Origin of the sequence: Chryseobacterium sp. VD8, from assembly GCF_037149975.1 — a bacterium.
GTDB lineage: Bacteria > Bacteroidota > Bacteroidia > Flavobacteriales > Weeksellaceae > Chryseobacterium > Chryseobacterium indicum.
Genome location: NZ_JBBCQL010000069.1, coordinates 1 through 18,710 on the forward strand (window position 1 = coordinate 1; position 18,710 = coordinate 18,710).

An 18,710-nucleotide genomic window follows, 5' to 3' on the forward strand; every position below is an offset into this window, starting at 1 on the left:
TTATTGAATTAATGATGTCTGGTTCCTTTATGATAATAGCCGACGTTTTGTGGATGGGCATCGTAATTTTTCTGAATCCTTTCATTCCGGAAATTTCGGTTTACAGATTTTTCTGAAATTTCAGCGGTTTTGAAATGGACTTCTTTTCCGTTTTTGTACATTTTACCATCTGTGGTTAAATAAGTTTCATCCTTCTGATAGACTTTGCCGTCTTCTCCGGTAAAAGTTCTTGTTTCGTTCTTTGAGTTTTTCAGCTTTCGGCTAAGATAAACCAACGTTCCCCCAGTAATTAATGCCAGTGCGATTTTTATTTTGTGATTCATAATGGTGATTTTTAAAGAATAACACAAAATATCTGCCAAAAATAATTTTGAAAAGTCATCTTTTTTCGCAAAAAAAGTATGCAATAAATATTCAGAACAAGTTTATTCTCAATAAAAAGTAAAGATTTAACACCGTATACAATTCTATGCATAATTAAATTTAACAATTCCGTAATTTTTTATTGATAAATTTATAGTAATCTTAAAGTCTAAAATCTTGACATGAAAAAACGATTACTAATGATTGTATTTGCTTCTGTTTTAGCAAATGCTCAGGCTCCTTCGGGATACTACAACTCTGCTAACGGACTTTCCGGAGCTTCATTAAAAACGGCATTAAGCACTATTATCACGAATGGACATCTGGACAAAGGCTACAACGGACTTTGGACGGCGTACAAAACCACTGACATCGACAAGAATTATGAGAATGACGGTTCTATTCTGGATATTTATTCGGAAAAACCTGTGGGTACAGATCCTTACAAATTTACTCCGGTTACCAACCAATGCGGAACGTATTCGGTGGAAGGAAATTGTTATAACCGTGAACATATTATTCCTCAAAGCTTTTTTAATGAAGCCTCTCCTATGGTTTCAGATATCCATTTTATCAGAGCTACGGACGGAAAAGTAAACGGAATGCGTTCCAATTATCCTTTCGGAAAGGTGGGAACTGCAACGTTTACTTCAAAAAACGGTTCTAAGCTTGGAAATTCTGTTTCTTCAGGTTTCTCGGGAACAGTGTTCGAGCCTATTGATGAATTTAAAGGCGATGTAGCAAGAATGGTATTTTATTTTGTTACGAGATACCAAAGCAAACTCTCCACGTTTACATCCGGAAATATGTTGGGCAGTTCTTCTTTTCCGGGTTTGCAGACTTGGGAATTGAATGTTTTATTGGCTTGGCATAATCAGGATCCTGTTTCTCAGGCGGAAATTAACCGAAATAATGCTTCTTACACTTATCAGGGAAACAGAAATCCTTTTATTGATAATCCAAATTATGTAAATCAAATCTGGGGTTCAGGTTCTGCTTCGGGAGGAACTTCTACTCCGCCAAGTTCATCAGGCTGCGGCAATGAAACATTTGAGACCATTCCTTCTGAAAGTTCGGCTTCTTATTTAACAAGAACATGGACAAATAATGGTATTACATGGACGGCAACAGATTCCAGAACAGATCAGACGATCTCCACCAAAGCAATCACAATTAGAGACGGCGCATTAACATCAAGCAGTTCAGCCAACGGAATCGGATCTTTGACGGTAACTACTCAACTGAAATTTACCGGTTCTAATGACAACTTCACTGTTAAAGTAAACGGAACATCGGTAGGAACCGTACCTTACAATACCTCTGCAATAACCACCACTATCAGCAATATTAATGTTTCGGGGAACGTTGTTATAACTTTAGAAAACAATTCTACCACCAACAGAGTTGCTATTGATAATCTTAGCTGGACCTGTTATTCGGGAACGGCAAGACAGGCTCCAAGTATTTCTTTAGCATCAAATTCTGACCAGAATGCATTACAGATTTCGCCAAATCCTGTTTCCAATAATGAAATTTTTGTAAAAGGGGAAACGCAGAATATTAAGAAAGCGGAGATCTATAATCTTCACGGAAAAGTAATACAGACCATTGATCAGCCTTTTAAAAACAGTAGAAATTCTATTAAAATTAAAAATCTGGAGCAGGGAATTTATATTTTAAAATTAGATGCTTCTTCATTGAAGTTTATTGTGAAATAAAATTTAGCTTAATAAATAACAAAAGCCTTCTCTCTGTTGAAAGAAGGCTTTTATTTGTATGAATCTTATTAAAAATTAACGATTATGTAATTTTATATTCATAAATTTTATGGTAATATTATGATCTTAAAAATTTACCATGAAAAAACAGTTATTCATTTTGGGCTTTGCTTCAGTTTTAGCAAATGCTCAGGCTCCTTCGGGATATTACAATTCGGCAAACGGACTTTCCGGAGCTTCTCTGAAAACAGCACTGAGTTCAATCATTACGAATGGTCATCAGGACAAAGGCTATAACGCACTCTGGACAGGTTTTAAAATAACCGATATTGACAAGAATTATGAAAATGACGGTTCTATTCTGGATATTTATTCTGAAAATCCGACCGGTGCAGATCCTTACAATTTTATTCCTGTAACCAACCAATGCGGAACGTATACAGAAGAAGGAAACTGCTATAACAGAGAGCATATTATTCCTCAGAGCTTATTTAATTCTGCTTCACCGATGTATTCCGACATCAATTTCATCAGAGCAACAGACGGAAAAGTAAATGCCATGAGGGCAGATTATCCTTTTGGAATCGTAGGAACTGCGACTTCCCTATCGTCTAACGGTTCTAAACTTGGAAGTTCTGCTTCACCCGGATATTCAGGGATTGTTTTTGAACCTGTTAATGAATTTAAAGGGGATGTTGCGCGTATGATTTTTTATTTTGTAACGCGCTATCAGAGTAAGCTTGCTACATTTTCTTCTGGAGATATTTTAGGTAATTCTGCTTTTCCGGGGTTGCAGACCTGGGAACTTAATGTTCTGTTGGCTTGGCACAATCAGGATCCTGTTTCTCAGGCGGAAATCAACCGGAACAATGCTACCTATGCTTATCAGGGAAACAGAAATCCTTTCATCGATAATCCGAATTATGTAAACCAGATCTGGGCTCCCGCTGATACACAGGCTCCGACAACCGTGACAGGGCTTAGTGTTTCCGGAACTACTTCAAGCAGCATTTCGCTTTCATGGAATGCTTCAACCGATAATGTCGGGGTTACATCGTATAATGTGTATATGAACGGAAATTTACAGGCAACAGTAAGCTCCACTTCTGCAACTATTTCCGGATTAAGTCCTTCCACTACTTATCCTTTTTATATTGTAGCAAAAGATGCAGCAGGAAATTCTTCTCCGAACAGTTCTACCGTTTCAGGAACAACCAATGCTCCGATTGATACACAGGCTCCTTCTACCGTTACCGGTCTTGCGGTTACGGGAACTTCGCCAAGCAGCATTTCGCTGTCGTGGAATGCTTCGGCAGATAATGTTGGTGTTACTTCATATGATGTCTACATGAACGGAAGTTTAAAAACATCGGTAAGTGCAACTTCTGCGACCATTTTCGGATTAAATGCTTCCACAACTTATACCTTTAATGTGATTGCTAAAGATGCTGCAGGAAATTCTTCCGCCAACAGCTCTACCGTTTCGGGAACTACGGACGCGGTTCCTCCTCCGACGAATTGCGTCTATGAAAATTTTGAAAATATTCCTGCAGGTACAACAGGATATTTAGCGAGAACATGGACAAACAACGGCATTACGTGGACAGCAACGGATGCAAGAACAGATCAGACGATTTCCAACAAAGCGATTACAATAAGAGACGGCGCTTTAACTTCAAGCAGTTCAGCGAATGGAATCGGATCACTGACTGTAACGACTCAACTGAAATTTACAGGTTCTAACGGAACTTTCACCGTTAAAGTAAACGGAACGGCTGTTGGAACTATTCCTTACAACATCAGTGCAGCAACTACCACAATAAGCAATATTAATATTTCAGGGAATGTGGTGGTAACTTTAGAAAATAATTCTACCACCAACAGAGTTGCCATTGATGATCTAAGCTGGACCTGTTATTCGGGAACGGCAAAGCAGGTTCAAAGTTTTTCTACTGAAACCATTTCAGATCAGAATACATTACAGGTTTCGCCAAATCCTGTTTCCAATAATGAAATTTTTGTAAAAGGAGAAACGCAGAATATAAAAAAAGCGGAGATATACAATCTTCACGGAAAAGTAATGCAGACAATCGATCAGCCTTTTAAAAACGGTAAAAATTCTATTAAAATTAAAAATCTGGAGCAGGGAATTTATATTCTAAAATTAGATGCTTCTTCATTGAAGTTTATTGTGAAATAAATTTTCTTTTAAGAACAATAAAGCCTTCTTTCGGTTGAAAGAAGGCTTTTATTTTTAAATTAATAAGAAAATTACTGTCCCATCAATTCTCTCATTCGTTCCTGCATCAATTGCGGGTCTTTCATAGCGTCCCATCCTAGAGTAGAAATCATGACAACAACGTAAACTACGTATAAAATACTTAATACAATTCCGATGATTGCCATTATTTTTCCGGCATTCAATTGTCCGTAATTTGAATAAGCCGCCGGATTTTTTCTGTAGAGTTCTCCGTCTTTTTTAGCCAGAACCAATGCAATGATCCCTGCAATAAGTCCCGGAAGTCCGTAACAGCAACACCCGACAATTGATACAATTCCCAAGATTAATACCGCCGTTGCGTTAGGTAATTTTTGTTGTTCCATAGTTATAATTTAATTGATTAATGTATAGGTAAGTATAAATGTTTATAAAAATAAGAAGTAACCATAATGACGGCATTGATAATGGCAAGAAAAACCAAAATATTACTGTAATTCCGTTTTCTGTCTACAAAATTGAGGAAAACCGTTCCGAAAAAAAGCAATAAAGTGTAGACCGCAGGAAACATATGAAATGCTTCGCCAAACCTGCCTTCAAAAACCATGACAATAGCTCTCTGCGTTCCACACCCAAAACAGTCGATTCCAAAGAATTTCTTGATGGGACAAGGCAGCATAAAGTCTTCTATTTTCATTACAATACAGGGTTATGATTCTCAAATATATAAAAATTATTTAGAAATTTTTGCTCTTAAATACTGATGCGGAAAGAAGCAGTACTCATCCATTTCAAAGGAACCCTGAACGGCGATGTAAGGATTTCTTAAGCTTTCTCTGGCGATGAAAATTAAATCTGCCTCTCCTTTCTCTAGAATTTCTTCCGCCTGATTGACTCTCGCAATTAATCCTACTGCTCCTGTTTTTGTTTCTGCCTCATTTTTCACCTGTGACGCAAGCGGAACCTGATAACCGTCGTGAACCGGAATTTTTACTCCGTGAATATTTCCTCCGCTGGAAACATCAACAAGATCTACCGAATGGTTTTTAAGGATTTTAGCAAGTTCGGCACTGTCTTCTATTTCCCAGCCGTTTTCTGCGTATTCTGTTCCGGAAATTCTTACAAATAAGGCAACGTCTTCATTTAATTCTCCGTTAACAGCATCTACGATTTCAACTAAAAACCGTATTCTGTTATCGAAACTTCCGCCGTATTCATCGGTTCTGATATTAGAAAGCGGTGATAAAAACTGATGGATAAGATAACCGTGTGCCGCGTGAATTTCTATGACATCGAAACCTGCATCTACAGATCTTCTCGCTGCCTGTCTGAAATTCTCAACCTGTTCTTTGATTTCCTCGATGGTTAAAACATGTGGAATTCTTTCAGTAGGATGATACGGAATCGGACTTGGTGCGATGGTTTCCCAGCCTTCTTCTATCGGGATTTGTACATTGTTCCACGTAGATCCTTTTCTTCCGGCATGTGCAAGCTGAATGCCTATTTTGGTTTCTGAATTCCGGTGTACAAATTCTACAATTTTCTTTAGTTTTTCTGCCTGTTCGTCGTTCCAGATTCCCATGCAATGGTTGGTAATTCTTCCGCGCGGTTCTACTCCCGTTGCTTCAAGGATGATTAGTCCGGTTCCGCCCTGCGCTCTGCTTCCGTAATGTACAAAATGGAAATCGTTGGCTAATCCGTTTTCGGAAGAATACATACACATTGGAGACATTACCCAACGGTTTTTCAATTCAACATTTCTGAATCTGATTGGAGTGTATAACATTTTTGATCTGATTTTTTGAAATTTTAAAGAATGAGATAATATTGCCCACTTCATGAAAAAGAAGTAAATTTATCCCCCTTTTTTTAAACCCACAATATATGAAAAAAGAAACTCATATCAGTTACGAATATTTCAACAATAACGCTGAACTGAACGATATAGAAAAAAAATTATTTGCAAAAGCAAAAGAAGCGCGCGAGAACGCTTATGCTCCCTATTCTAACTTTTTGGTTGGCTGTTCTGTGCTTCTGGAAAACGGAGAAATTTATACCGGAAACAATCAGGAGAATGCGGCATATCCTTCCGGACTTTGCGCGGAAAGGACTGCTCTTTTCTGGATCGGGGCAAATTTTCCGTCTGAAAAAATAAAGAAAATCTTTATTGTAGGCGGACCGAAGGAGTTTTCTGAGAAAAATCCGCCGATTCCGCCATGCGGATCGTGCAGACAGAGCATTATTGAATATGAAACGAAGCAGAATGAAAATATTGAACTTTATTTTTCTAATCTGAATGATGAGGTGGTGAAGGTACATTCTATTAAGGATCTTCTGCCGTTTTATTTTGACGGTACTTTTTTATAGTTAAAATGTTTAAATAATAGTAAATAAGAATTCAGGTTGGATTTTCGCAAGGGCGCAAAGTTGTTTAAGATAGTATGCTTTAAGGCGCAAGGATTTTATCTGCGATAAAATTTCATCAGCATTATAAAGGAAAATCTTTAATTTTCTTCTTGCGTCTTAAAAGAATAGAACTTTTATCAAACCTTTCACCTTAGTTTTTTTCAATAAGAATATTTTTATTTTAACAAGTTTAAACAAACTCTTTACTTCTGTTTGGATTTTTATTTAAGGGAAAGTTTTTTAAGAAGGGACTTTCTTTCATCACATGAGATTTTGAATGATGTGTATTTAAAATAGAAGAACACATAGTCTTTAAAAATCTATGATTTTCTTCTTTAATGATGTTTATTTTAAAGTAATTAAATAACCTGCTTAAATTTTTTACCACAAAAGATGCAAAAGATTTAAACACTTTAGTTTTTTAAGGTTAGTCCTTCAATGGGAAAAAAGAGCACATAAGTTTAAAAAATCAAAGATTTTTTCTCTTTGCAGACTTTTGAAATACTTTAAATAAATTCAATAAAGTCTTTTGTCTTTTTTGCGGCTAAATTTAAAATGAGTTTAAAGAAACTTAAAGTAAGATTTTAATACATTTTAAATAATTTTTACTTAAAATAATTATTTATTTTTCAATAGAATCTGAATTTTATAAAACTGTTTATTTTCTGCGGTTTTATTTTTCTAGCCCAGATTGAGCGGCATGTCTGAGCTCTTTTTTTGATTCGGCGGCGGCAAAAGCCGCCGCCGAATCAAAAAAAAGCGAGTAGCGAAAGCTGGAAAAAGCTCCTGAAATTGTTTTTCGTATGTAATGCAACAAATCATTGTTTTATTAAAAAGATACTTAATGGGTATTTTTTTTGTCAATAAATTAAAAAAGTTATCTTTGCAAAAATTTTGGTTTCCATTAATTTGGAATGAAAAGGGAATTGGGCGAAAATCCCAAACTGTCCCCGCAACTGTAAATCGCATATAAGATTTCTACGATAAACCACTGTGAAAACGGGAAGGTGTAGAAAGCGAAAGTCAGGAGACCTGCCAAAATGTAATCTTAAAAACATTGCTTTCGGAGGAAAAGTAAAATAGGAATGGCTTTAAAAAGATCTTTAGTACTGCTTTTTGCATCATACGGTTGTTTTCTTTACGCACAGGAGAAAGCTATTGACACCGTTTATGTTTTTGACAATCAGATGAATAAGGTAAAACTTTTTCATCCGGTTACTACAATTACTCCCAAAGAGATCGAAAAAAATTCCGCCAATCTTTCTGAAACGTTACGTTTTCAGTCACCTGTTTATATTAAGGAAAATGGCCGCGGTGCGGTTTCTTCGCCTTCTTTCAGGGGAACAACGGCGCAGCAGACTGCTTTTGTGTGGAATGGAATTAACATCAATTCTGTTCTTTTAGGACAGGGAGATGTTAATAATATCGCGATTTTCGGTTATGATGCGCTTGAAGTGAAAGCCGGCGGCGGAAGTGTGGTTTATGGAAGCGGCGCGATCGGAGGTAGTATTCACCTTAACAATGAACTGAAATTTAATGAGGGTTTTCATGCAACTTTACATAGTGAAGTGGCTTCTTATGAGACGTTCCAGAATTATTTTAAAACTTCTTTCAGCAATGCGGATTTCAGTTTTAAGGCATCCGGAAATTATTTCATCAGTCAAAATAATTATGAGGTTCCTGAAAAGCAGTATATCAACCGAAACGGTAAATATTTTAACGGTACAGCGAACATAGGTTTTAGCTATAAAATTGCCCGAAATCAGAAAATTTCGTGGCAAAGCCAGTTGTATGATGCGGAACAGAATTATCCGATCTTCACGGAAAACGGCAACCGCACGAAGTATGCAGCGCAGACTTTCCGAAGCCTTCTTACCCACGATATTAATTCAAAATCGATTTCAAACAGCCTGAAAGCGGCTTACACGGAAGAAAATTTCCAGTATTTCGGGGTTTTTGAGGCTCCTAAAACCAGTGGCGGAACGGGAAAAAATCTGATTTTTAAAGATGATTTCAATTATTTCATCACGCCTAAACTGAATGTTAATGTTATCGGGGAGTTTCAGATCAATAAAGGAGAAGGCTATCAATCCGGAATTGAGAATGTAAGAAGAAATATTTATTCTGTTGCAGGATTGTTGAGATATTTCCCTACCCAAAAGCTGAGGCTGGAAGCCGGAATCAAGAAGGATTTTATTGAAAATATAGAATCGCCTTTACTCTATTCTTTTTCAGGCAAATGGAAAGTTTCTGACTGGTACAGTTTAGGGACAAGTTTTTCAAAGAATTTCAGATTCCCTTCCTTCAATGATCTTTACTGGAATCCGGGCGGAAATTTGGATCTGAAGGCAGAAACGTCTTTGCAGACTGAAATGAATCACGAATTGACTTCTGGAAAATTTACTTTGAGTCTCACGCCTTATTACATGAAAATAAAGGATATGATTCAGTGGGTTCCTACTTCTCTGGGATATTGGTCACCAAGAAACGTAAGAAATGTTGAATCTTATGGTCTTGAGTCTAAAATTGGGTTTCAGCACAAGTTTTCGAAAGAACATTCTTTAAAAATAAACACGGGATACAGCTATACGAGATCTGTAGATCTTGAAACGAAAAATCAACTGATGTATGTTCCTCTTCATAAGGTTTTCGGAAATGCAGATTATCAGTACCGATTTATGAATCTATATGTTCAGGGAATGTTTACGGGTAAGACTTTTACCACTTCTGATGAGAATAACGATTATCTTATAAAACCATATTTCGTCCTGAATGCAGGATTGTCTGCAACGGTTGCCAAAAAGTATACTTTGGGATTAAGGGTAAATAATATCACCGACGAAATCTATGAAACGATGGCTTATTATCCTTTACCTAAAAGAAACTACAGTTTTTACATCAACTTAAATTTTTAAATCAATTATTATATTATGAAATTAAACAGACTTTTTCAGCTTTTACTGGCTTTGATCCTTGTGATTAATGTTTCATGTAGTGATGATGAATATGTAATGCCGTCGCGAGGTGATTATGAAAACGGATATTTTATTGCGAATGAAGGTAACTTCGGAACACCTACAGCTAGTGTTTCTTTTATTTCTAAAGATCTTTCTGTTTTGGAAAACGATATTTATAAGAAAAATAATAACGAAAATCTGGGTGATGTTTTGCAGACGATCACATTCAGTGACGACAGAGCTTTTCTGCTTCTGAATAATTCGAATAAAGTACAGGTTGTTAACCGTTATAATTTCAAAAAAACCGGAGAAATTACGGCACAACTGGATAACCCGAGATACATGACGATCAGCAACGGAAATCTTTATGTTTCCAACGATAAGTATAACGGAGCAAAATATGTGAATGTTTACAAGCTTTCTGATCTTTCTTTTGTAAAGAAAATTCCTTTCGCGTCAACTTCTACAGCGGAAAGAGTGGTTGAAGCAGGAGGAACGGTATTTGTGCAGAATGCTGCTTACAGCTACGGAAGTACGCTTACAAGAATCAATACTTCAACCAATGAGATTATCAACACGGTTGCTGTTCCAAATGGTGAAATTGAAAAAACCATCAGTTATAATAACAATGTGTACGTAATTGCTTCAGGAACATCTAATTCTTACATTTATGAAATTTCTCCTGCAGGAACCATTACAAAAACGACAACTTTAACCGGCATCGCCAATGCAAGAAATCTTGAAATTGATGGCGGAAAATACTATTTCACCTCTTCCAACAAGATTTACACAATGGATATGAATGCAACAACAGCACCTTCTACTCCTCTTATCAATTTTGTAGACGGAGGACAATATTTTACGCTGTATGGTTTCTCTGTAAAAGACGGGAAAATCTTTGCGTCTGATGTGAAGAATTTTACAGCCCCATCAGAAGTTACGGTATACAATACTTCGGGAACAGTTCTGAAAAAATTCGTAACAGGAATCGGATCTAATTCCGCTTATATGAATTAATTTTTTTGAAATAAGTAAAAGATTACGGCGGAGCTTTCAGCTCCGCCGTAATTATTTAACGCCTTGCCTTAAAGTAATCCTCAAAAAATTCGCATCCGCTCATCATATCTTCATACTGTCCTGCATATTTATTTTTAAGATCCTGATAATATCTGTTTTTTTCGAGTCTTTTGTCTTCATAGTCATCGGACCGGGAAAAACTGTCTGCATTTTCCTCACCATTAAAATCATAATTATAATTTTCACACCTTCCCTGCATTCTGAGACATAACGCTTTGAATTTTTCAGTTTTCGCATTTTCCATAGCTTTTCCGTAGTATAATTTTGCCAGACCAGCCGTATTAAATTCCTCATTATCTTCACGGATAGAAAAGTTTCCTGCCGAACTTACGAAGTATCTTCTCATCATCCACGCATTCCCATACTGCGACATGTTGTAATAACAGTTGGCAACCAGAAAATAGTAATAATCCCTGTCTTTTCCCTGTGGATTATTGGCTTTGCCGAGATATTCGATTAGTTTTTGGGTTACAGATAATTTAGTTACTCTGAATTTTTCTCTTTCCTTAATAAAATCCGGAGTATATTTTAGATGATAGAAAGGATTCTGATCAAAAATTTTACCTGATGCAGAATAACTGTCTTTTCCATCGTTCTCCCAAAGTGTATTCTGCGCTTCATAATATTCTGCACCCAGTTTTTTAAATATATGTAAGGCTAAATTCAGTTTATTCTGTCTTATATATTTTGTTCCCAGAAGATCGTACAGATTATTAACCGACTGTTGTTTCATTTTAAAATTACTAAAAAACAAATCGTTTCCGGAATTTACTTTTTCAGTCTTTTTAATGAAACTCTGCACCTGTTCAGGAGAATAGACTGCATCCATATAATTAAAATAATCTACAAAATAATCTCCGTAAGTATGACGGTCACTTTTTAACGATTTGAAATAAACCAGACTGTTTAACCTCTCATCTAGAGAAGCATACAAAAGTGCTGCATCATCCGTATTTCCGAGATATTCCAGTTCTCTTCCCAATGCAAAAATAAACCGTTCGTTTTTTCTGTTTTTAATGATAATTTCTTTTGCGGCATCAGGAATTACAGCTTTTCCGTAAGTCTGATTTGCAAAAAGATTTAACGCCTTGATCTGCTCTGCATTTTCCCGGATTTTAGAATCTGCCGGCAACGTTTTTTCCAGATTGCTGATTTGCTTCAGACTTTCAGAGTAATTTTTCGTCATGAATAAAAGTTCAGCTTTGGCAAACTTCCAGAAATCGGGATTCTGTACCTTCGATAAATCTGCGGAATTGATAAACTCTAAAAGTTCTTTTGCATATTCTCTGTCCGCTTCCACTCTTCCAAAGACATTTCTTACCGACTGATATTCCTGATCATACTGAGAACTATATCCGGAATCCGGAATGGCTGGCTCAAACAAAGAATAATAAGGTGTAAAAATCCAGTCTTCCAGTTTACTGATCTCGCGTGACACCAAAAAACCCAGTCCGTCAAAATTAGAATTGCAGGCATAAATTTCTTTAAGATTATCAATATTTTTACCGGAATTGTAGATGCTGTACATCATTAAAACCCGCGCTTTATCTTTTGGATCATCTATCAATTGTAAGACCTCATCTTTTGATAATTTATGATCGAAAGCCTGCCATGAAACAAAACGTTTTGCGGGACATTTGGCAAAAACTCTGGCAAAGTAAATATTTTTAAGCACCTGATTTTTCTCTTCGATTGCCTTAAAATGTAAAGCCCAAGTATCAATAATATCATTTGATTTTTCCACAGAGAAATATTGAGCATAAGTCTTCGCCAAAGACTTCATATCCCCATTGTAAAAAGCGAGACGAACCGCAAGAAACGCATATCTTTTTCTGATCTCTGAATTTTTGGTTTTGGAAGCTAAAGCAATAGCCTGATGTAATAAAACTGTTCTCTTCTGAGCCGCTGTATTTTCATTTCTTTCCCACGGATCTTCCTGCCATGAATTGAAAAATTCACAGTTTTTGGCAAATTTCAGATAATTAATTGCTTCATTGTCTTTAGCTGAATATAAATATTTTATAAAAGCGTTGCTGCTTTTTTCATTGATATCCGAAAAACCATATTTTTCCAGAGCAAAATTAATTTCATCTATTGAAACTTTATTCTTACAGTATTTTCTCCAAAGAACTTCATTCTGCGAATCTTTAATTTCAGGTTCTTCACCGTCATTATTATAGCCAAAATAAAGAGATGAATAGTAAAAAGACCGATATTCCTGATAAGAAAAGTTATCGGGATCAAGAAAATAAAACCGTACATCATCGCCGTAAGGATAAAATCCACACGCAAAAAACAGATTACTTAGTAAAGTCGCTATAAAAATGGCTGATCTCTTCATTGGTGTAGTTATTTAACTGATTGGCATCTAAATGAAAAAGCGATACGGTAATTTCTTTATCCAGCTTTATATTTTTCTTGATTAATGCAATAGCTTTATTGATTTGTTCTGGTGTAATTTCTTCATACTTGATCTTATCTCCTACTCTCAGATAATCCTTATAATCAATCACGGTATCTTTTGTTACTTCGTACCACAGCGGTTTTGTTTCTTTCAGTACTTTTTTCAGATCATTTCCGTTATATAAAACTCCTTTAAACTGATTGTTCTGATACAACTGCATCCAGGAATATAACGGAAGTGCAATATCCATATGCAGCGGATATTTTTTCTTCGTATTGAGATAGCTTTCCATTTCTTTAAGATCTAAAATTGAATTTTTAGAATCATCCGCCAAAGGATTGATTAAATTATAGCACATTAAAGTAACTTTATCAACCGGCGGAACTCCCATTTTTTCAGGATATTTGTATGGATACAATCTCAGGGTAACAGAAATTTCCTTTTGGGATATCGGCTTTAATTTTTTCAGAAAGTAAAAATATCTGTCTTTTGTAGAAGCTGTCCAGTCACAATCGATCTGAATTTCATTAACAGCAATGGAGTCAAACTTCTCGTTAGTAAATTTATTGATGAGAAAGTTTACATTATCTGCCAGTTTATCAAGATCCTTTTCCGAACTTTTTTTAAATACAATATTTTTAATGTAAACCGTCGGGATAACAGTGTATTTCTTCGGTAAATTTTCTTCGCAGTAAGATGATAACCTTACATTGGTTTTTGAAATCGGAAAACTTCCCATCGCTTCGGTGTAATCCACTTCAAAATATTTTACATACAGCTTTTCGACATTCTGCTGTTCAAGCATATTTTTTTCGGGAACAGAAACTTCAGAATACGTATCTGTTTTCCAATAGTAAAAGGCATTATGAACTTTTTCCACCTTATTTTCACAGGAAAGAATGAGGAAAAGAAGAGGGACAACTAAAAAGATATTTTTCACCAATAAAATTTTAAATAGGTTACAATTGAATTAAAACATTTCTGCAAATGTAACAACAAAACCAATACCTTTTTTAAGATTTTATTAACATTTTATTAGGATTTTATTATGCTTTTATTTTCGTGATCAAATTCCTTAAAATAAAAGTCTCCACCACCCCAATAAACCACCAAACCGGAAACCTGAAATACGTGTACAAAAGCGTGAAATTATCAACAATTGGCTGATCTTTTGTCGCTTTTTCAATTTCAAAATCAACAGATAAAAGCGGAATAACAAATCCGAAAAATAAAAACGCAACCAGATATAAAATCCAGTTGCGTTTTTTAATTATTTTAAATTTCCAGACAAGAATGTTGATAAGGAAAATTAAAGCTAAAATACTATAATCAAATGTCCCGAAAAGCATTTAGGCAAGTGTCAATCCAAGCTTTTCCGCTTCCGCAATCACAAAAGTTCTCGCTTCCTCGCTGTCATTTGCAATTTCGCCTTCCAGAATGGCTTCTTTTACTTTTTCCTTTAAAATTCCGATTTCGCGACCCGGTTTCAGATTAAACATTGCCATAATTTCTTCTCCTGAAATCGGCGGCTGGAAATTCCTTACCTGATCTTTTTCTTCAACTTCTTTAATCTTAACAGCAACATATTCAAAATTTTTCTTAAATTTCTCCTGCTTTTTAGAATTTTTGGTCGTAATATCGGCTTTACAAAGGGTAAACAGATCTTCCATATTTTCTCCTGCATCAAACAATAATCTTCGCAACGCAGAATCCGAAGCATCATCGGTAATCAGAGCAATCGGTCGAGACGAAAGTTTTACCATCTTCTGAACATATTTCATATCCGGACCTAAAGGCAGTTTCAATCTCTGGAATAATGTTTTTACCATTTTTGAGCCTAAAAACTCGTGTCCATGGAACGTCCATCCTGTTCCTTCAACAAATTTTTTGGTCGGTGCTTTTCCGATATCGTGGAGCAATGCAGACCAACGAAGCCACAGGTTTTCCGTGTTTTCAGAAATATTGTCTACCACTTCCAAAGTATGGTAAAAATTGTCTTTATGGGTTTGTCCTTCCACTTCTTCTACTCCTTTCAGATCAATCAGTTCAGGAATAATTAATTTCATTAAACCTGTCTGTTCCATTAATTTCAGACCAATAGATGGCTTTTTGGAAAGCATGATTTTATTAAATTCCACCATTATTCTTTCCATCGAAACAATTTTTATTCTTTCGGCTTCCTGCTTAATGGCTTCCAGTGAATTTTCTTCAATTTTAAAATTTAAAGTAGAGGCAAAACGAACGGCTCTCATCATTCTCAACGGATCGTCAGAATAGGTTTGAGCGGGCTCTAAAGGCGTTCTTAAAATTCCTTTTTCCAGATCATCTATTCCGTTGAAAGGATCGATCAGTTCACCAAAATTATCCTGATTTAACGAAATTGCCATTGCATTCACCGTAAAATCTCTTCTTTTCTGGTCGTCCTCAATGGTTCCGCCCTCTACTTCCGGTTTACGGCTGTTTTCGGTGTAACTTTCTTTTCTTGCGCCTACAAATTCAAGCTCAAGATCTTTGTATTTGATCATCGCCGTTCCGTACGTTTTGAAAACAGAAACTTTTATTTTCGGATCAATTTCCTTTCCGACGTTTTGGGCAAGTTCAATACCGCTTTGTTCGGTCACAAAATCAATATCCGTTGATGCTTTTCTTTTCATTAAAAGATCGCGTACATAACCTCCGACGATATATACAGACTGATTGTTCCGGGCTGCAACTTCCGAAATGATTTTAAAAAGTTTTAAATTTTTATTTTGAGTAAGATTAATTTTCATTTTGTAATACACTAATGCTGTTCATTAATCGTAATGAGCATACATTTTATTAATTTTTTCATCTTCATTAAAAAACATCACTTCCATTGCATGTTTATCCATAATAGATTTGTAAAACAAAGCCACAGAATCTACTCCTTCCGTAGATTTTATAAGCTCAAAGTGAAGATCAGGATATTTTTCCAGCGCTGCCTTCCAATATCCGCGAACCGCAGATTTTCCTTTAAGTGAACTTTCTTTTCCTCCTGTTGCTAATTTTATCATCGGCGTAACGATCTCTATATCACCTGAATAATGAGATAAAATGACATCCAGATCGTGGGAATTCCATGCTTTGATCCATTCTTCGGCAAACTTTTGATGATTCATAGCGATTGTTTTAAAATTGAAGTTCTGCAAAGATAAAACTAAAAAAAGAAATCCTGCCGATGCGGATGAATAAGACTTTAAAATAAATGATAAAAGTCGATTATTCTCTCAGTACTTTTATCCTGTTGTCGCTCCAGACTTTAATTACCGATGATCCCGAATATTTTGAAACTTTTTCGCGGTCTTCTTCTACTGCATAATCTACAAGATCAATCATTTCAGGAGAAATATCCGAGAATTTTAAAGGACTTTTTTCACCGCTGAAATTTGCAGAAGTAGAAACTAATGGTTTATTCAGCTTTGTAATCAGTTTTTTACAGAAGTCGTTTTTTACCAGACGGATTCCAATGCTTCCGTCTTCAGCTAACAATTCTTTTGGCAATCCTCTCGGGTTTTCATAAACAATAGTTACGGGCTTTTCGCTCAGATCAATAATTTCCCAAGCCATTTCCGGAACATCTACCAAATCCTGTAATCTTTTTTCAGATTCCACCAGAATGATCATGGATTTGTTTTTTTCCCGTTTTTTGATGTCGAATATTTTGTTTACGGCTTCTATATTTGTGGCGTCACAGCCAATTCCCCAAATGGTATCTGTTGGGTAAAGAATTGTGCCGCCGGATTTTAAAATTTCTATTATTTTTTCCATGTATAATACATTTTACGCTTTAACTAAAGCCAATACTATAATTTATTTTTAATAAAAGGATTACATTCTGCTTCTATTAATTTATCGGCGTAAATTTACAAATCTTCGCGTGAAATCTTCGAAAACAGAGTTTTTATATTCAATAGGAATGGGCTTTAACCCATTTTTAAAATCATTAAAATCAAATCTGGCTTTAGCCAAACTTTATTATTTAACATCAGTTCGGAATAAGAAATAAATTTAAATAATTGATTTATAAAATTATATAATTTATCGCAAAGAAAAACAAAAGATTTTTTTTTACTTATTGAAAGTTGGTAAGGTAAACAAAGCCACTTCGTTTATTTAAAAAAGACAAAAACGGTATTACTTTGATCAGTTTTACGCCTTTGTATATCTTAAAAGCTGAATTACTGATAATTGAATCTCTTTGTTTAACATGGCGTTTAAGAAGACTTATCTTGAACTCAGATTATTTAAAATTATACTTATCCAAAAATTCCTGATATTCTTCCGCAAACGATTTCTTTTTGTGATGACTTTCATGATTTTTAACGTAATTTCTCACTGTTTCAATCATAGATTCAGAAACTGAAACAGCAAAATATTCGTCCTGCCAAAAAAACTTTTCTTTTGTCAATGCATTTTTATTGATCCAATATGAAGATTCTCCTTTCAATAATTGAACAATTTTTTCAATATTCTGATTGGAACCCAGAGAAATTAAACAATGACAATGATCCGAATAACCATTCACCATATCCAGAAAAATTCCTTTTTGCGAGGCATTTTCTTTTATGTGTTTCCAGACTTTTATTCGTAACTCCGGAGTATTGAAATAAGGAATTCTATTTTTCGTTGAGAAAACGACATGGATATAAATTTTAATAAATGGTATTTGTGTTGTTTAGCCAAAAATATAAAATCTATACTAAGTTTTGGCTAAAGCCGAAAGAATGATTTTAAATCAGTAAACGGGCTAAAGCCCGTTTCTATTGATCAATGACAGTTTCATCATCAAGAAGGATCATTAAAAAACCTGTCAAAGTAACTTTTTTTCCTAATTAATGTAAATTTTTCCTGATGAAGAATTTTTCTTATATCTTTTCGGACGAAATGTTGTGAAAATAAAACCGGAGCATTTATTTTCCCTCCACTCTTAATGACCGTGTATAAAACCGATTGATCTTTAAAAAAAATTATGATTGTTCTCTCTTCGTCTAGAAAACTAAAGCTGTTTATTGGTTCATTCAGATAGATCAGATTATTGGAAATATTTGAAATTCTGTAATGATACTTTTTGCCATATTCTAAAATTCGTCTTTTGGCTTCTTCTATATGAATACTGAAGCTGATTTCTTTCAGTCTTTTTTCTGTAAATAAACAATATGAAGAATAAAGTACAAAAATTAGAACAATACTATATACAATATATTCAAGATCATTATTTGCAGATGGCTTAATCTTGTATAAACCAACTATTGAAAAATAAATCAGGGCTCCAAAAATCAAATAATTGGTATACCTGTCAATTTTATCTAAAATACTCTCATTATAAATGAGCCTTTTAGATTCAATGCTTTTGGTAATTTTCAGATTCTTTAAACTACGCATTGCTTTTTTGCGTTACTTTTAAATAAAGTGAGGAAAAAGTCAGGAATAAAATAGACAAAAGCCATAAAAAATAACCTGCTTCTAATTCAATTATTGGAGCTATTCTTCCACTTTTTGTAATTGTTATGTTATCAAAACACATAAATGAAATTGCTAAAAATGAC

At 35.0% G+C, this 18,710-nt stretch carries 17 protein-coding genes and 1 riboswitch; of the genes, 5 read left to right on the plus strand and 12 right to left on the minus strand.

Translation table 11 applies throughout. From position 1 onward, the window contains the following. Positions 1-8: 8 nt before the first annotated feature. Positions 9-323: a hypothetical protein gene (locus tag WFK35_RS09860; protein ID WP_336732524.1), complete on the minus strand. Its 315-nt coding sequence runs from the start codon at positions 321-323 to the stop codon at positions 9-11. Between the two features lie 222 nt (positions 324-545). On the opposite strand from WFK35_RS09860, the gene WFK35_RS09865 reads away from it, so the two are divergent. Together WFK35_RS09865 and WFK35_RS09870 are read left to right on the plus strand one after the other, a co-directional pair. Beyond that, positions 546-2,081, plus strand: a complete 1,536-nt coding sequence (locus WFK35_RS09865) for an endonuclease (protein WP_214590509.1) — start codon at positions 546-548, stop codon at positions 2,079-2,081. A 139-nt stretch (positions 2,082-2,220) separates the two neighbouring features. Then, positions 2,221-4,281: an endonuclease gene (locus WFK35_RS09870; protein WP_336732525.1), complete on the plus strand. Its 2,061-nt coding sequence runs from the start codon at positions 2,221-2,223 to the stop codon at positions 4,279-4,281. Between the two features lie 71 nt (positions 4,282-4,352). Here WFK35_RS09870 and WFK35_RS09875 read toward each other — a convergent pair whose 3' ends face one another. The 3 genes from WFK35_RS09875 to WFK35_RS09885 are packed head-to-tail and all read right to left on the minus strand — an operon-like array spanning position 4,353 to position 6,085. Beyond that, the gene (locus tag WFK35_RS09875) at positions 4,353-4,685 is read right to left on the minus strand and encodes a CCC motif membrane protein (RefSeq protein ID WP_214590511.1); all 333 of its coding nucleotides are present in this window, start codon (positions 4,683-4,685) and stop codon (positions 4,353-4,355) included. Positions 4,686-4,702: 17 nt separating this feature from the next. Then, positions 4,703-4,996, minus strand: coding sequence for a DUF2752 domain-containing protein (locus WFK35_RS09880; protein WP_076396518.1), 294 nt, complete (start codon positions 4,994-4,996; stop codon positions 4,703-4,705). A gap of 36 nt (positions 4,997-5,032) precedes the next feature. Continuing rightward, entirely contained in the window at positions 5,033-6,085 is a 1,053-nt protein-coding gene (locus tag WFK35_RS09885; RefSeq protein WP_336732526.1) for an NADH:flavin oxidoreductase/NADH oxidase, read from the minus strand. A 98-nt stretch (positions 6,086-6,183) separates the two neighbouring features. Between WFK35_RS09885 and cdd the strand changes: the two genes are divergently transcribed. The 3 genes from cdd (at position 6,184) to WFK35_RS09900 (ending at position 10,679) form a co-directional block, all read left to right on the plus strand. Further along, positions 6,184-6,666 (plus strand): cytidine deaminase, encoded by a 483-nt coding sequence (gene cdd / locus WFK35_RS09890; RefSeq protein WP_214590514.1) that lies wholly within the window; start codon positions 6,184-6,186, stop codon positions 6,664-6,666. Positions 6,667-7,583: 917 nt separating this feature from the next. After that, a riboswitch (cobalamin riboswitch) is annotated at positions 7,584-7,759 on the plus strand. A gap of 31 nt (positions 7,760-7,790) precedes the next feature. After that, the gene (locus WFK35_RS09895; protein WP_336732527.1) at positions 7,791-9,620 is read left to right on the plus strand and encodes a TonB-dependent receptor plug domain-containing protein; all 1,830 of its coding nucleotides are present in this window, start codon (positions 7,791-7,793) and stop codon (positions 9,618-9,620) included. 15 nt (positions 9,621-9,635) lie between these two features. Further along, complete coding sequence (locus WFK35_RS09900) at positions 9,636-10,679, plus strand: YncE family protein (protein ID WP_336732528.1); 1,044 nt, start codon at positions 9,636-9,638, stop codon at positions 10,677-10,679. 55 nt (positions 10,680-10,734) lie between these two features. Here the strand turns inward: WFK35_RS09900 and WFK35_RS09905 are convergent, their stop codons facing one another. The 8 genes from WFK35_RS09905 to WFK35_RS09940 all read right to left on the minus strand — a co-directional run bounded on the left by WFK35_RS09905 (position 10,735) and on the right by WFK35_RS09940 (position 18,546). Further along, the gene (locus WFK35_RS09905) at positions 10,735-13,080 is read right to left on the minus strand and encodes a hypothetical protein (protein ID WP_336732529.1); all 2,346 of its coding nucleotides are present in this window, start codon (positions 13,078-13,080) and stop codon (positions 10,735-10,737) included. Then, positions 13,040-14,083, minus strand: a complete 1,044-nt coding sequence (locus WFK35_RS09910; RefSeq protein ID WP_336732530.1) for a hypothetical protein — start codon at positions 14,081-14,083, stop codon at positions 13,040-13,042. Before WFK35_RS09910 ends, WFK35_RS09905 begins: the two co-directional genes overlap by 41 nt. Positions 14,084-14,189: 106 nt before the next feature. Beyond that, positions 14,190-14,492: a hypothetical protein gene (locus WFK35_RS09915; RefSeq protein ID WP_336732531.1), complete on the minus strand. Its 303-nt coding sequence runs from the start codon at positions 14,490-14,492 to the stop codon at positions 14,190-14,192. Then, positions 14,493-15,914, minus strand: coding sequence for a CCA tRNA nucleotidyltransferase (locus WFK35_RS09920; RefSeq protein ID WP_336732532.1), 1,422 nt, complete (start codon positions 15,912-15,914; stop codon positions 14,493-14,495). It lies immediately after the preceding gene. Between the two features lie 24 nt (positions 15,915-15,938). Next, complete coding sequence (locus WFK35_RS09925) at positions 15,939-16,283, minus strand: nuclear transport factor 2 family protein (protein WP_336732533.1); 345 nt, start codon at positions 16,281-16,283, stop codon at positions 15,939-15,941. Positions 16,284-16,383: 100 nt separating this feature from the next. Then, on the minus strand, positions 16,384-16,932 hold the full coding sequence (locus WFK35_RS09930) for an L-threonylcarbamoyladenylate synthase (protein ID WP_087709123.1): 549 nt from the start codon (positions 16,930-16,932) through the stop codon (positions 16,384-16,386). 472 nt (positions 16,933-17,404) lie between these two features. Then, positions 17,405-17,830, minus strand: coding sequence for an IS200/IS605 family transposase (gene tnpA / locus WFK35_RS09935; RefSeq protein WP_336732535.1), 426 nt, complete (start codon positions 17,828-17,830; stop codon positions 17,405-17,407). Between the two features lie 119 nt (positions 17,831-17,949). Further along, positions 17,950-18,546 carry a hypothetical protein gene (locus WFK35_RS09940; RefSeq protein WP_336732534.1) on the minus strand — a complete coding sequence of 199 codons (597 nt, stop codon included), beginning with the start codon at positions 18,544-18,546 and terminating at the stop codon, positions 17,950-17,952. Between the last annotated feature and the right edge of the window lie 164 nt (positions 18,547-18,710).